15 protein-coding genes are annotated in these 14,463 nt (G+C 65.9%); 4 read left to right on the top strand and 11 right to left on the bottom strand.

The window, feature by feature from the left end; all coding sequences use genetic code 11:
* Positions 1-64 precede the first annotated feature (64 nt).
* The 6 genes from AC4D2W_RS12540 to AC4D2W_RS12515 all read right to left on the bottom strand — a co-directional run bounded on the left by AC4D2W_RS12540 (position 65) and on the right by AC4D2W_RS12515 (position 5,742).
* Positions 65-511, bottom strand: a complete 447-nt coding sequence (locus tag AC4D2W_RS12540; protein ID WP_490927235.1) for a TraR/DksA family transcriptional regulator — start codon at positions 509-511, stop codon at positions 65-67.
* A gap of 190 nt (positions 512-701) precedes the next feature.
* A complete protein-coding gene (locus tag AC4D2W_RS12535; RefSeq protein WP_490927234.1) occupies positions 702-1,340 on the bottom strand; it encodes an ABC transporter ATP-binding protein in 639 nt (212 codons plus the stop codon).
* Positions 1,330-2,238 carry an ATP-binding cassette domain-containing protein gene (locus AC4D2W_RS12530; protein WP_490927233.1) on the bottom strand — a complete coding sequence of 303 codons (909 nt, stop codon included), beginning with the start codon at positions 2,236-2,238 and terminating at the stop codon, positions 1,330-1,332. The genes AC4D2W_RS12535 and AC4D2W_RS12530 overlap by 11 nt, the downstream gene beginning before the upstream one ends.
* Positions 2,235-3,116, bottom strand: a complete 882-nt coding sequence (locus AC4D2W_RS12525) for an ABC transporter permease (RefSeq protein ID WP_490927232.1) — start codon at positions 3,114-3,116, stop codon at positions 2,235-2,237. Before AC4D2W_RS12525 ends, AC4D2W_RS12530 begins: the two co-directional genes overlap by 4 nt.
* A complete protein-coding gene (locus AC4D2W_RS12520) occupies positions 3,109-4,125 on the bottom strand; it encodes an ABC transporter permease (protein WP_490927231.1) in 1,017 nt (338 codons plus the stop codon). Before AC4D2W_RS12520 ends, AC4D2W_RS12525 begins: the two co-directional genes overlap by 8 nt.
* 3 nt (positions 4,126-4,128) lie before the next feature.
* Complete coding sequence (locus AC4D2W_RS12515) at positions 4,129-5,742, bottom strand: ABC transporter substrate-binding protein (RefSeq protein WP_490927230.1); 1,614 nt, start codon at positions 5,740-5,742, stop codon at positions 4,129-4,131.
* A 163-nt stretch (positions 5,743-5,905) separates the two neighbouring features.
* Here AC4D2W_RS12515 and AC4D2W_RS12510 point away from each other — a divergent pair, with 163 nt between their 5' ends.
* Together AC4D2W_RS12510 and AC4D2W_RS12505 are read left to right on the top strand one after the other, a co-directional pair.
* Positions 5,906-6,238 (top strand): ArsR/SmtB family transcription factor, encoded by a 333-nt coding sequence (locus tag AC4D2W_RS12510; RefSeq protein ID WP_490927229.1) that lies wholly within the window; start codon positions 5,906-5,908, stop codon positions 6,236-6,238.
* Positions 6,239-6,306: 68 nt separating this feature from the next.
* Positions 6,307-7,071 carry a class I SAM-dependent methyltransferase gene (locus AC4D2W_RS12505; protein WP_490927228.1) on the top strand — a complete coding sequence of 255 codons (765 nt, stop codon included), beginning with the start codon at positions 6,307-6,309 and terminating at the stop codon, positions 7,069-7,071.
* 60 nt (positions 7,072-7,131) lie between these two features.
* Here AC4D2W_RS12505 and AC4D2W_RS12500 read toward each other — a convergent pair whose 3' ends face one another.
* From AC4D2W_RS12500 to AC4D2W_RS12485, 4 genes are all read right to left on the bottom strand, one after another.
* Positions 7,132-7,932, bottom strand: a complete 801-nt coding sequence (locus tag AC4D2W_RS12500) for an inositol monophosphatase family protein (protein WP_490927227.1) — start codon at positions 7,930-7,932, stop codon at positions 7,132-7,134.
* Positions 7,929-10,166, bottom strand: a complete 2,238-nt coding sequence (gene ligA / locus AC4D2W_RS12495) for an NAD-dependent DNA ligase LigA (protein WP_490927226.1) — start codon at positions 10,164-10,166, stop codon at positions 7,929-7,931. The genes AC4D2W_RS12500 and ligA overlap by 4 nt, the downstream gene beginning before the upstream one ends.
* A gap of 130 nt (positions 10,167-10,296) precedes the next feature.
* Positions 10,297-10,602 (bottom strand): pore-forming ESAT-6 family protein, encoded by a 306-nt coding sequence (locus AC4D2W_RS12490; protein WP_490927225.1) that lies wholly within the window; start codon positions 10,600-10,602, stop codon positions 10,297-10,299.
* Positions 10,603-10,652: 50 nt separating this feature from the next.
* Entirely contained in the window at positions 10,653-10,988 is a 336-nt protein-coding gene (locus tag AC4D2W_RS12485) for a hypothetical protein (protein WP_490927224.1), read from the bottom strand.
* 360 nt (positions 10,989-11,348) lie between these two features.
* Here AC4D2W_RS12485 and AC4D2W_RS12480 point away from each other — a divergent pair, with 360 nt between their 5' ends.
* Positions 11,349-13,691, top strand: a complete 2,343-nt coding sequence (locus tag AC4D2W_RS12480; RefSeq protein WP_490927223.1) for an FdhF/YdeP family oxidoreductase — start codon at positions 11,349-11,351, stop codon at positions 13,689-13,691.
* Between the two features lie 66 nt (positions 13,692-13,757).
* Here the strand turns inward: AC4D2W_RS12480 and AC4D2W_RS12475 are convergent, their stop codons facing one another.
* The gene (locus AC4D2W_RS12475) at positions 13,758-14,075 is read right to left on the bottom strand and encodes a DUF6457 domain-containing protein (RefSeq protein WP_490927222.1); all 318 of its coding nucleotides are present in this window, start codon (positions 14,073-14,075) and stop codon (positions 13,758-13,760) included.
* Positions 14,076-14,216: 141 nt separating this feature from the next.
* On the opposite strand from AC4D2W_RS12475, the gene AC4D2W_RS12470 reads away from it, so the two are divergent.
* The gene (locus tag AC4D2W_RS12470) at positions 14,217-14,459 is read left to right on the top strand and encodes a hypothetical protein (protein ID WP_490927221.1); all 243 of its coding nucleotides are present in this window, start codon (positions 14,217-14,219) and stop codon (positions 14,457-14,459) included.
* Positions 14,460-14,463: the final 4 nt, after the last annotated feature.

The raw sequence follows: 14,463 nt of genomic DNA, 5'->3' as shown, positions 1-14,463 counted from the left end.
GCCGGTCGTGCCGCCGGACGCCGCCGGGGCGAACGGGCACGCATGCAGCCCCGGCAACAGCCGGCTACCGGCGGCGCGCGGCCGCCGCGCAGGCAACGCAGAAACGGGCCTCGGGCCGGATTTCCAGGCGTTCCGCCGGAATGGGATTGCCGCACATCTCACAGACTCCATAGGTGCCTTCGTCCAGCCGGACCCGCGCATCAAGGAGTTCAATGAGCGAGGCTTCCGCTGCCGCGAGCAGGGCCATTTCATTGTTGCGTTCCACGGAGACGGTGGATCCTTCGGGATCATGCTCGTCGTCGGCGGGAGTGTCCTTGGCGGCGAGGGTTACCTCGCGGATGTCCGCCACAACACGGCTGATCTTTTCCCGGGCAGAGTCGATGCGTTCGTCCAGAAGCTGCTCAAAATGGGCCTTGTCCAAATCAGCGGGGGTGGCACGCTTGGGAGCCGGAACGGTTGCGGCCGCAGCTGTTGAGGTTTTGCGCGGAGCGGCAGGTGCTTTACGTGTCATGGGGGTTCCTCCTGGTCCCTGAATGCCAAGCAGTGTCATAGATTATCCGCTCCCTCCCGTCCGAACTCCCGGCCGCAGAACGCCGCTTTCCTCAGGGCTTAAAGCGGCTCCGATCGGGCGGATCCGGCTATGGACACTTCCCAGAAGCGCCGGCCTGCTGCAGCACTGACCACTCTGCGCGCAGAACCGGTTACGGCAGATGCGTGACGGTCCCGCACCAGGCATCCAGCAGCCGGCTGTCATGGCTCAGCGCCAGGACTCCAAGACCGCGGGCAGCAACTTCCTCACCGATGGTCCGGACCACAGCGGCAGTTGTGGCGGCATCAAGCATGGCAGTCGCCTCGTCACAGATGAGGTAGTGAGGTTTGGCGGCCAAGGCGCGGGCCAGGCAGGCCCGCTGGAGCTGGCCGTCGGAAACCTCGTGGGGATACCGGTCCAACAGGTCAGCGGTCAGCTGCACCCTGCCCGCGAGCTGCGCCACGCCCGCGTGCACCTCCCTGCGCCGCGCGGAACGGCGGACACCGGAAAAGCCCTCCGCGATAACGGCGCGCAGTGTCATCCGGGGACTGCAGGACCGGCGCGGGGACTGAAACAGCATGGCGATGCCGCCGTCGCCCGCCCCACGGACAATCGCACCGTTGCAGGCGACGTGCCCCGCCGACGGCGGCAGCACGCCGGCCAGTACCCGGGCCAGGGTTGTCTTACCGCTGCCCGAAGGCCCTGTCAGCCCCACCTGACTGCCTGCGGGGATCCTCAGGCTCACGTTCTGCAGCACCGTCCTGCCGCCGTAGGAGAACCCCACTTTTACGGCACTGAGTTCACCGGGCATGGTCTGTCTCCAGTTCTTCCGCCGCCTGCAGCCGGTCCGCGTAGGTGTAGTCCGGCGGAAGATTTGTCAGTTCCGGCGGCAGTCCCCGCATTGGATGCAGCCCGTTGGCCGGAAGGGCGGCGAGCAAATCAATGGTGTACGGCTCCGCGGGCGCCGTCAGGATCCGGGCGGCAGGGCCGGTCTCGATGATCCGCCCTGCATACATCACGGAGACCTCGTCTGCGGTGCCTTCAGCGGCGAGCGCCTGCAGGTCATGCGTGATCAGGACGACGGCGGTCCCGGAGTCCGCTGTGCTGCGCAGCAGTCCCAGGGTGAGCTGCGCCAGGCCGGGGTCCAGGCCGGAGATCGGTTCATCCGCCACCAGTACGTCAGGGTCCCCGGCGAGGGCGAAGGCAAGGGCGGCGCGTTGCAGCATGCCGCCGCTCAGTTCGTGCGGAAACGCCTCCAGAGCAGCCGCATCCAGGTGAACCCGGTCCAGCAGCTCCTCCGCAGTGGCTTTTCCCCGAAGTTCGCTGACCGTCTCCCGCAACTGCGCGCCAACACGTCGAACCGGCGTGAGATAGGTGGCTGCGGACTGCGGAACATAGCCGATTTTCCGGCCCCGAAGCGCGGCCGTCCGGGCAGCCGCGGCACGCCCAGCACCGGTCAGGGCAGTGGCCGTTCCGTCACGGTCAACGTATTCCAGCCGGCCGCCGGCCTGCGTACCCGCCGGCAGCATGCCCAGGACGGCAGCGGCCAGAGTTGTCTTGCCGCAGCCTGATTCCCCTACAACTGCATGTATCCTGCCGCGGCAGGCAGTGAAGGCAACATCAGTGGCAGCATGCACCCATGCTGCCCTTCCCCGAACAGTGACCGGTATTCGAACAGTGTGTCCTTCGGCCCGAATGGCGACGCTCACGACCGGCCTCCCGTTCCGGACACCACTCCGGACCCGCAGGCGGCAATTGCCAGGGTCGTAACGACGAGGAGCAGCGCGGGGAACACCAGGGCCCACCATCCGCCCAGCATCACCTCGGCCTGGGCTTCCTGCAGCAGTGTGCCCAGGGACGCCCGGTCCGGGGAGAGACCAAGTCCCAGGAAGGAGAGGGTGGACTCATGCCAGATGGCATGCGGCAGGAGCATCACCGTGGCCACCGTTCCCTGCCCCAGCGCCGCAGGCAGGAAATGCCGCCGAAGGACCTGGGCACGCGTCCTGCCCAGAAGATAGGACGCTTCCACATATTCAAGGCCGCGCACGGACAGGACCTCCGCCCGGACGATCCTTGCAACCTGGGTCCAGTGCGTCAGAGCGATGGAGGCAATGATGGCGATGACCGACCCCCTGAACATTGCCACGATGACCACCCCCAGCAGCAGATGCGGAACAGCGTTGACCGCGTCGATACACCGCATGATGATTCGGTCTGCCCGGCCGCCGAGCGCCGCGGAGACGGAGCCCGCGAGCATTCCCAGGCCCATCGCGAGCACGGCGCAGACTGCAGCAATGAGGAGCGAGATCCGCAGCCCTGAGGCCAGCCGGACAAACAGGTCACGGCCGGCGTGGTCTGTTCCGAACAGGTGGGAGGACGACGGCGGCAGGCGGCCGGAGCTGAAATCGGTCAGCTTTTGGTCCGTGCCGGCCAGCAGGGGAACCAACACTGCATAGGCAGCAATGCACACCAGCACGGCCGCGCCGATGAGTGCACCCGTGCGCTTGCCGGCACGGCTGCGCTCCGGGGAAACCACCTGGCGCAGGACCGGTCCGAGGTGATGGCTGGAAACTTTGGAACTAGACATCGGCGGTCACCCTCGGATCGATCAGCACGTACAGGAGGTCCGTGAGCAGGGCTGCTGCCAGCACGGCAACGGTGGTCATCACCGTGAGGGCCGCCAGCAGGGCAAAGTCCAGTGCCTGCGCCGAAGACACCACTGCCGCGGCCAGTCCAGGCCAGGAAAACACCGTCTCAACCAGCACAGCCCCAACAATCACTTCGGGAAGCCGCGATCCGAGCACAGCGATGAAAGGCGCCAGCGCTGCCGGCAGCACATGGTTGCGGATCACCGTCCTCTCGCGCAACCCGCGCAGGCGGGCACCGCGCACCGCATCGGAGCCCAGGATCCCGGTCACGGAAACGCGCAGGGACAGCAGCAGCCAGGGCAGCTGCGACAACGCTGTGGCCAGCACGGGCAGCACCATGTGCCGGGCCAGCTGTCCGGCGCTGAGCTCGGCCCCGGGATCCGTCAGCCCGCCGCCGGGCAGCCATCCGGCGGCCACGGCGAAGACTCCCAGCAGACCCAGTGAAATGACAAACGGAGGCAGCCCCTGGAGGACGGCGGCCGCAGCACCCACGCCCCGGTCCAGCAGTCCGCCCGGACGGCGGGCGCACTGCATGGCCATCAGGAGCGAGCTGACCATCGCGAGGAACAGTCCTGCTCCGGCAACCAGCAGTGTCCAGGGCAGCCGCTCGGACACGACCGCTGTCACCGGCTGCCGGAAGACTCTTGACTGTCCAAGGTCACCGGTGAGAGCCGAACCTATCCACTGCCACCAGGCGGAGTACCAGGGGGTTTCCAGGCTGAGGGCTGCCGAGAGCTCCGCTCTCTGTTCCACCGTGGCCTGGACATAGCGGTCCCCCAAGTAGGCGGCAAGCGGATCGAAGGGCGAGATTCCGGCCAGCAGGAAAACCAGCAGGCTCACACCCAGAACAACCGGCAGCCCCAGGGCGCAGCGCCGGAAAATGATGGTTCCGAGCTCCGCGCGCCGCCGGCGTGACCGCCGTGCGGGCAGCTGAGCTTCCGCAGGCACGCGCTAGTCCCGGGTCCAGTCGCGCAGGCTCCACCAGAAGCCCCACCCGACGTCGTGGGCATGCGGTTCCAGGACGGTCTGGACGTTCTGCCAGCCCATCTCCCGCTGGATGTAGTTATGGTCGATGAAGGCCAGCATGACGTAGCCGGGCTCTTGCATGTACAGGTCCTGGACCGCCAGATAGTGGGCGGTGCGTTCGGCGGGATCCGGGCTCTTCCGGGCCGCCTCCAGATGGGTATCCATCGCGGTGCTGCCGGTATTGCCCGGGTTGGCAAACGGTGAGCCGGAGCCCGGCAGCGCCGTATGCAGGGTCTCGAACAGCTGCGAATCCAAATCATAGGGTTTGTCGCCGCCGCCCAGCAGGATTGCGACGTCGTTGCGCCGTTCCTCGATGACACTCCAGTCCGTGCCCAGAAGCGTGACATCCACCCCGAGTTTGGACATGTCCGAGGCAAACGCCAGAGACAGGTCCCGGCGGAGGGTGTCACTCGCGTTGTAGGCCAGTTCAAAGGCTGCCCGGACACCGTCCCTGGCCCGCACTCCGTCCTCGCCCGTGACCCAGCCTGCCTCATCGAGGAGCGCCGCGGCCGCCTCCGGGTCGGAGGCAAACTCGGCCTGCGGATCGTACGCTTCTCCGTAAACCGCTGCCACCGGTGTGTGCGCGGGAGTACCGCGGCCATCCAGCACGTGCTCCACAATGCCCGCCCGGTCAACAGCCAGATTCATTGCCATGACGGCCTGGGGGTCACTGGCGAAGGCGTTGCCGGACGGCAGGGACAGCCCACGCCAATCAGCGGTGCCCACAGCCTCGTGCAAATACCCCGGTTTGTCTTCATAGTCGGCGGCGAGCCGCGGCGGCAGGACGGTTCCGTCGATCTCCCCCGACTGAAGCCGCTGGGCCCGCGAGTTGTCGTCGGGCACATGGATGATGGTTACCGTCTTTACCTCCGGCGCACCGTTCCAGTAGTCCTCATTGGCGCGCAGGACCATCTCATCCGCGCGCAGCGACGTGACAGTATAGGGGCCTGTTCCCACCGGGTCGGAGTTCAGGGGTGATTCCGCTGCGAGGCCTGGCGTCAGCCGCTCCGACGGCGCGATGCCCAGCAGCAGCCGGCTGGCAAACCCCGCATACGGATACTTCAGGGTGAACGTGACGGTTCCGTCCGGGCCGGCGGTGACCTCCTGAAGCATGTCGTAGGAAGGGGCCAGCTCGGACGCCGAGCCCGGGTCGATGACGGCCTGATATGTGGCAGCAACATCATCGGCGTCCAGGGCGGTGCCGTCGCTGAACTTCACCCCGTCGCGGATGCTGGCGGTCCACTGGGTGCCGTCGGCGTTGCTCTGCGGCATGTCGGTGGCCAGCCACGGAACGAGGCCGGGCAGGGAGGAGGATCCGTCCGCGGGCGCCAGCCGCAGGAGTCCGTCATAGATTTGCGACTGTCCGCTATCCCCGTGGCCGCCCACCGGGTTGAACCGGCCGAGTTCGTTTGCATCCGCAAGGACCAGGGCGGCACTGTCCGTGGAGTTCTCCGGGGCCGTTACGCAGCCGGCCGACGCCGCCAGCAGCAGGGCTGCGGCTGCCGTTAGGGACAGTTTCCGGAACCTGGTTTCTACCATGATGGCTTCCCGTCGACGTATGCATGCCTGTGCAGACAATGATGAATCAGCGTCTGGGCGGGCACCATCCTTTCCGCCCGTCCACGGCACCAATTCACCAATTGCGTTCCTTGCCCCGGAACCGGTTGTGCGCCGTGCCGGGGCTCTGCGAGGATTCCGAGGTATGGAACCCTTGCCGGCCGGTGCTGCCGTGGACGCCGTGGAGGACGTGCCCGGAGCCGTTGATGTGCAGGGGTGGGCCGCCCGTTTTGATCTGGTGTCCGATCCCACCCGGCTCAAGCTGTTGCTGTGCCTGCACTTCAGCCCGGAGATCTCGGTGACCCGGCTGGCCGCCGCGGCCGGGGTGTCACAGACGGTGGTGAGCCAATCGCTGCGCCCGCTGCGGGACCGGGAATGGGCGGTGGTGGAGAAAGTGGGCCGTGAGCACCGCTACCGGCTGGTGGACGAATCGCTGCACACCCTGCTGCACACCATCGGGGCGCCGCATTCCGGCTAGCATTGCGGAACACCAACAGTCGCAGCCTGCCCTCAGGAGCGGTGCGCCGAACAGGACCGGGGACACGAATGGTTGATGCGCACTACAACGAGCCCCGTCTGGTGGCGCTCTACGACGAGGACAATGCCGGCCGCTGGGACATCGACTTTTATGCCGGCATGCTCGGCGCGCTCAGTGAACAGCGCGGGCCGCTGCGGATTGCCGACGTTGGCTGCGGCACCGGCAGCTTTGCCGTGGAACTGGCCCGGGCCGGGCATGCGGTGACCGGCATTGATCCGGCACCGGGGATGCTGGATGCCGCGCGGTCACGTGACGGCGGGGAACTGGTCACGTGGCTGCACGGAACCGCCGAGAATCTGCCGGCGGGTCCCTTTGATGCAGCGCTGATGACCGGGCACGCATTTCAGTGCCTGCTCTCCGAAGCCGGGATCCTCGCCTCGCTCCAAGCGGTGCATGCCCGGCTGGCCCCCGGGGGAACCTTTTATTTTGAAACCCGGAACCCGGCTGCGAAGGCGTGGCTTCAGTGGGACAGCGCCAGCACGGGACCGAAACTGCAGGAATCCTCCGCGGGAACGCTGGAAGTGGAATGGGAACTGATTTCCGTCACGGAGGAGCCCGACGGCGTCCTGGTCACCTTCGAGGACCGCACCCGTTTCCTGGCCGACGGCGAGCGCTTCGCCAGCCGCAGCACCCTGAAGTTCACACCGGCCGACGTCCTCGCGCGACTGCTGCAGGAGGCGGGCTTCGGACCGGTGGACTGGTACGGCGACTGGAACGGCGGGCCGCTGGACCCGCAATCCAGCCGCGAGATCATCGTCGCCGCCCGCGCTTGAAATCACTCCCCTAAGGCATCATGCCTGAGGCAACACGGGTAAGGCATCACGGCTCAGAAATTACGGCTGAGAAATTACGGCAGCTCCGGCTGCCGTCACAGCCTGCAGGCGCTCCGCATCGCTGCCCGGTGTTCCCGGGCGCCGGACCGGAACTCCGGCCTCCTCGGCAATCAGTGCCCCGGCGGCGTAGTCGTATTCGTTGAGGCCGCGCTCCACGTAGGCGTCCAGCGTGCCGTCAGCGACCATGCACAAATCCAGGGCTGCGGACCCGAGCCGGCGCACATCGGCGAATCCGGCCGCCAGCTCCCCCAGCGCGGAATACTGTTCGGCACGCACTCCGGCGTCATAGGAAAATCCGGTGCCCAGCAGTTTGCCGGTGCGTTCCGGGTCCGGTCCGGTCAGTTTCCGGACCGTGCCGTGTTCGGTCAGCCAGGCCCCGTGTCCCCGGGCGGCCGAATATACGCGCACCAGCGCCGGTGCGTGGACGACGCCGGCCAGCCAGACGCCGTCGTCGGTCACCGCGGCCACGGAGGTGGCGTAATAGACGATGTTGCGGATGAAGTTGGTGGTGCCGTCCAGCGGATCGATGGACCAACGGATGCCCGAGGCGTTCGCCGGAACGCTGGCCTCCAGCTCTTCACCCGTGACGGTGTCCTGCGGGCGCAGCCGGGCCAGGACCTCCCGGACCGCCCGCTCGGCGGCCGTGTCGAATTCGGTGACCCAGTCGCCGTCGGCACTCTTGTTGACCGCGTTCAGTCCCTCCGCGGTCCGCCTGGCCAGGACAGCCGCGCCTGCCGCGGCCGCCTCCCGCGCCACATCGAGCAGCTCCAGCGGATCAGCGGGATCGGGCAGCGGGCTCATTCGGTGCCTTCCTCCGGGACGGGGCCGTCAGCTGCAGTGTCCAGCGGCACCGCACCTTCGGCCAGCAGGATGCGGAAGCCGTCTTCGTCGATCACCCGGACACCCAGGGACTCGGCCTTGTCCAGCTTGGTTCCGGCGTTCTCCCCGGCCACCACATAGTCGGTTTTCTTCGAGACCGAGCCGGAGGCCTTGCCGCCGCGGGTCAGGATGGCCTCCTTCGCCTCATCCCTGCTGAAGTTCGGCAGGGTTCCGGTGACGACGACGGTCAGGCCCTCCAAGGTCCGCGGCATGGACTCGTCGCGCTCGTCCGCCATCCGCACTCCGGCGGCAGCCCAGGCATCCACGATTTCGCGGTGCCAGTCCTCGGCGAACCATTCCGTCAGGGCGGCGGCGATGGTGGGGCCCACGCCGTCGACGTGCGCCAGCTGCTCCTCGGACGCAGCCCGGATAGCCTCCATGGAACCGAAGGCACCGGCCAGGGCGCGTGCCGCCGTCGGGCCCACGTGCCGGATGGACAGGGCCACCAGGACCCGCCAGAGCGGCTGGGTTTTGGCCTTCTCCAGTTCGGTGAAGAGCTTGCGCGTGGTGGCGCTGGGCTCGGACGGCTTCTTGGCCGTGCCCTTGGTGTAGAAGTACGGGACCAGCTCGGTGCCGTCCACCACACCTTTGACGCGCTTGGGCCGTTCGATCCGGACGTCCGCCAAATCCTCGATTTTCAGGTCGAACAGGCCGGCCTCGCTGGTCAGCGGCGGGATTTCCGGTTCGGTGGGCGAGGTGAGCGCGATGGCCGCTTCCCAGCCGAGGGCCTCAATATCGAAGGCGCCGCGGCCGGCCAGATGGAACACGCGTTCGCGCAGCTGGGAGGGGCAGGATTTGGCGTTGGGGCAGCGGATGTCCACGTCCCCTTCCTTGGCCGGTTTCAGTTCAGTGCCGCAGGAGGGGCAGTGGGTGGGCATCACGAAGTCGCGGACGGGCGGATCCTGGGCATCACGGAGTGCCATCACCGGGCCGACAATCTCGGGGATCACATCGCCGGCCTTGCGCAGCACCACGATGTCGCCGATCTTCACGCCCTTGGCCTTGACCACGTCCTGGTTGTGCAGGGTGGCCATTTCCACGGTGGAGCCGGAGACCAGCACCGGCTCCATGATGCCGTACGGCGTGACGCGGCCGGTGCGGCCCACGTTCACCCGGATGTCCAGCAGCTTGGTGTTCACTTCCTCCGGCGGATACTTGTAGGCCACGGACCAGCGCGGCACCCGGGAGGTGTTGCCCAGGGCGCGCTGCAGGGCGAAGTCGTCCACCTTGACCACAATGCCGTCGATCTCGTGGGACAGATCGTGCCGGTGCTCGCCGTTGGTGGCAATGAAGTCGAGCACCTCGTCATAGGTGTCCAGCACCTTGTAATAGGGCGACGTCGGCAGGCCCCACTGCTTGAGCAGCTCATAGGTTTCGGACTGGCTACCCGCAGCCAGTCCCTCGCGTGCCCCGATGCCGTGCACATACATGCTCAGCGGCCGCCGTGCGGTGACCTCGGGGTCTTTCTGCCGCAGCGAGCCGGCGGCGGCATTGCGCGGGTTGGCGAACGGCGCCTTCCCGGCTTCCACCATGGACTCGTTCAGGCGGGTGAACTCCCGGGAGGGAATGAACACCTCGCCGCGTATTTCCATCTCGGCCGGCAGATCCTCCCCGGCGAGTTTCCGCGGGATGGAGGCAATGGTGAGCACGTTGTGAGTGATGTCCTCACCGGTGGTTCCGTCGCCGCGGGTGGCTGCCCGGACCAGTTCGCCGTTCCGGTAGAGCAGGTTCACGGCCAGGCCGTCGATCTTGAGCTCGGTCAGCCATTTGATCTTCTCGCCGGGCGCGATGTTCGCAACGGATGCCTCGGTCTTGCGGACCCACGCATCCAGCTCGTCCAGCGAGAAAACGTCCTCCAGGCTGTACATGCGTGCCAGATGTTCCACCGGGGCAAACGCGGCGGAAACCTCCCCGCCCACTTCCTGGGTGGGTGAATCGTTGCTGACCAGTTCAGGATGCAGCGCCTCAAGTTCTTCGAGCCTGCGGTACAGCCCGTCAAACTCGGCATCCGAGACCAGCGGGGCGTCGTCGTTGTAATACGCAAAGCGGTACCTGCGCACCTGGTCGGCGAGGCTCTGGTATTCCTCGCGCAGGGCGTCAGCGGGAGGGGTATCAGTGCTCACGGAATCGACGGCGGCGGCAGAGGACGATTTCACGGGGCCGGATTCTTCCGGGGATGTCTTGGCTATGCTCACCTAACCAATCTTGCCGCATTCCGCCCCCTCCGTGGCAGCCCTGACACTCCGGCCTGGTCCCCTCGCCCCGCCGCACAGCTGACGGCGGCCCTCAGCCGATGTTCTGCACCGCACTCCGAGCCCGGGACCCGGCACCGGACGCGGTCTGGTCGTTCAGGTTCAGGGTCTGTTTCACCAGCCCGATGATGTGACGGGTTTCGGTGGCAGCGTTGCGGAAACGGTTCTCCACCGACTGGTACTCCTCTGAGACGCCGTCGGCGCAGAAATCGGACATGGCGGAATTGACCGCTTTCTCCCGCTCGCCGATGAGCGATTCGAGGCGGCCCGCAAGGGATTGGATTTCCCCCTGTACGGCGGAGGACGTGTCGGTGTCATAGCTCAAACGGTCCGGGGACATGGCAAAGCCTTTCACGATCAGAAACAAAGGGGTGCAGGGAAGTCAGGCCGTCAGTGGGAGGAGCCGAAGCGCGCAGAATCGAAGCTGGCAGATCCCTGCTGCTGCGCGGCATTGTCCGCAGCCTCCTGATCCCCGAGCCGGAAGGAACGGTCCATTTCCGACTGTCCCGCGAGGATGGCCGCCAGCGACCCGTTGAGCTCCTTCGCCACCTCGTCGGTGCGGGCCTTGAACTCGTCAAACTTCACCCGGCCCGAACCGTTGAATTTGCCTTCCAAAGGGGCTGCCGCCTCCACCAGCGCACGAACCAGCTGACCCAGGTCTTCGCTCGAAGAACCCGTCTGCCGGGCAAGTGTTCCCAGCGTCTGCGAACCCATGTCGAATTTCATTACTGCTCACTTTCAGCGCCTGCGCGCCCTCATCCGGTTGATCCGGCGCAGGACCCCGCTTCCCTGCCGGGACTGTCTGGTCCGTCCGCCGATGGCACCATCCAATGCGCAGGCTCCGCACAACACCACGAGGCTCCGTGCGGCTGTGGATAAACCTGCCGCCGCCTCGCCGGCCCTTCACCCCGGCAGGGTGAAAAGACGTCCGCAGGCCCTTCCGGCTGGCCTCACATCGGGGGTGCGACGGCACAAACCTTGCTATGAGATGCATCACCTGCTAGGCCTGTTCCTACGGATGGGGCGGTTTGCCCGGAGAAAAAGGTTCCGGACTGCCGACGGCGGACGGTGAAGGGAAGTGCATAAGTGGTACGGAAAGAACCGCGGGTGGAAAACGTGGACGAGAAGGATATTCAGGTCAAACCCCCGAGGGAGTGGGCCGCGGGAACGCCGGCGGTCTATCACTCGCTCAGGCCTGCCATTGAGCACATGGGCGTCAAGCGGACACTGGACGCCACCTTCAAGATGAACCAGAAGGACGGCTTCGACTGCCCCAGCTGCGCCTGGCCGGATCCCAATCACCGCAGCAAGTTCGAATACTGCGAAGAAGGGGTCAAGGCAGTTACCTGGGAGGCGACGCCCGTCGTCATCTCTTCGGAGTTCTGGGCCGAGCACAGCATCAGCGAACTCCTCGGACGCACCGAATACTGGCTGGGCATGCAGGGCAGGCTGACCGAACCCGTGTACAAGCCGGCCGGTGCCGACCACTACCACCCCGTCAGCTGGGACGAAGCGTTCCGGATCGTGGCCGACAAGCTCAACAGCCTCGACTCTCCGCACGAGGCGGCGTTCTACACCAGCGGACGCACCTCCAACGAGGCGGCGTTCCTCTACCAGCTGATGGTGCGCGGTTTCGGTACCAACAACCTGCCCGACTGCTCCAACATGTGCCATGAGTCCTCCGGCTGGGGCATGGGCCAGACCATCGGCGTCGGCAAGGCCACCGTGACCTACGACGATTTCGGCAAGGCCGATCTGATTATCCTGATGGGCCAGAACCCGGGAACGAACCATCCGCGCATGCTGACCGCTCTGGAGGAGTGCAAGCGCAACGGAGGCAGCATTGCCGCCGTGAATCCGCTGCCCGAGGCGGGCCTGCGCCGGTACAAGAATCCGCAGAAAGTGCGCGGGGTTGCCGGCAAGGGAACGGAACTGGCGGATCAGTTCCTGCAAATCCGCCTTGGCGGGGACATGGCACTGCTGCAGGCCATCTCCAAGCGCGTCTTCGAGGCCGAGGAACGCAATCCCGGCAGCGTCCTGGACCACGACTTCCTCGAGATGCACTGCGAAGGACTGGCGGACCTCAAGGAGCATCTGCTCCAGCTTGATGATGCGACCGTGGTGGAGGCCACCGGCCTGCCGATCGAACAGATCAACGAACTCGCCGACCGCTACTTGAAGGCGGACAAGGTCATCATCACCTGGGCCATGGGCATCACGCAGCAGAAGAAGGGCGTGCCCACGATCAAGGAAATCATCAACCTGCTGCTGCTGCGCGGGAACATCGGAAAGCCCGGAGCCGGCGCCGCTCCCATCCGCGGACACAGCAACGTCCAGGGTGACCGCACCATGGGGATCTGGGAACAGATGCCCCCGGCCTTCCTGGACGCGCTGGGCAAGGAATTCAACTTTGATCCGCCCCGGGACCACGGTGTTGACGCCGTCGACACCTTCTACCGGATGCAGGAGGGACGGATCAAGTTCTTCCTGGCACTCGGCGGAAACCTGATCTCGGCCATTTCCGACACCCAGTTCGCCGAAGCGGCGATGCAGAAGACCGACATGAGCGTGCAGATTTCCATCAAGCTGAACCGCTCGCACCTGATTACCGGCAAGGAAGCGCTGATCCTGCCCACCAAGGGGCGCACCGAACAGGACATCCAGGAAAGCGGTCCGCAGTTCGTTTCGGTGGAGGACACCGTGTGCAACGTGCACGCCTCGCGCGGCAACCTCAAGCCGGTCTCGGACAACCTGCTCTCGGAGCCGGCCATCGTATCCCGGCTGGGGGCGCTCGTCGTCGGCGACAGGATAGACGCCGATTGGGCCGGATATGAGAAGAATTATGACCTGATCCGCGACCACATTGCCCGCGTGGTGGAGGGATGCGACAACTACAACGAGAGGGTCCGGCACGAAGGCGGCTTTGTCCTGCCCAACGGTCCCCGCGATTCGCGCACCTTCCACACCCCCACGGGCAAGGCGGTGCTGACGGTCAACGACCTGGAGGCCGTGGAACGCCCCGAGGGAACGCTTATCCTGCAGTCGCTGCGCTCCCACGACCAGTGGAACACCACCATCTACGGGCACAACGACCGTTACCGGGGTATCCGCGGCGGCCGCCACGTGCTGTTCATGAACCCGGAAGACATCATGGAACTGGGGCTGCAGGACGGCCGGTTCGTGGACATCCACGGGGTGCATCACGACGGCGTTGAACGGGTTCTGCGGAAGTTCCGTGTGGTCTCGTATCCTACGCCCCGCGGCTGTGTTGCCGCCTACTATCCCGAGGCCAACGTCCTGGTCCCCATGGACCACGTGGCAGAGGGAAGCAATACCCCGGTGTCCAAAACCGTGCTGGTGCGGGTGGAGCGCAACCTCGATCCCGAGCACGAGCAGGTTGAGGACTTCAAGACCCGCACTCCGGCCTAAAGCCGGCAATCAACAACGGAGGGAGCTTCGGCCACTGGCTGAAGCTCCCTCCGTTGTTTTTCGCGGCTACTGTGCCGAGTTCTTCCAGCCTGGCTCGTCAGGACCATCCAGCCCGGTTTCTGCGAGTGTGGAGACCGTCTCAGCGGCTGTCTGAACCGCTTCATCCGCCGCCTTGCGTCCGCTGGTCTTGGACAGCCCCGCTGCATACCCCACCAAAAAAGTACTGATCGGGCCGGCATTGTTACCCACGGCCCTGGATGACTTGTCCGCCAGCTCCACCAGCATCTTGTGGTCCACTTCCAGGTCCAGGATCTGCAGCGCCTGGGTCAGGCGGCGGCTCCATTCGCTCAGAGTGCGCTCTTCGGTGTCGGGATTGGTACTCATAACATCTCCTTAGGTGCGGGCTGGTGCAACAAGCATTAGCACCGGCCACAGTTTTGCACAACGCCCCGTCCCGCCGCTTCGCAAACAAGGTTGTCCACAGCTGCGCCTCACCTGCCGCGAATGCCTGCCTGCGGTGTAAGGATGAAGCCCAACGTGTCCAAGGGCGAGGGGACCTTCATGGCCAGCGACTACGACAATCAGCTCATTGAGTCGGTCACCGTGCGCCGGCACCGGCTGCTTACCGCGTTTCTCTTCGGGGAGAACCCCCATGAAAGGCGCTGGATGGACAGCAACAGGCTGTTTTTCCTCAGTATTGCTGCCGCCGCCGTGATTGCCGCCCTCTGCGTGGGCTACTCCTTCGTCAGCAACCTGCTGGAAGCGTGACCGC

This window comes from Arthrobacter sp. TJ-58 (assembly GCF_058269295.1).
The sequence above is the reverse complement of the archived record's forward strand: the minus strand, read 5'-3'. Positions and strand labels throughout refer to the sequence as shown.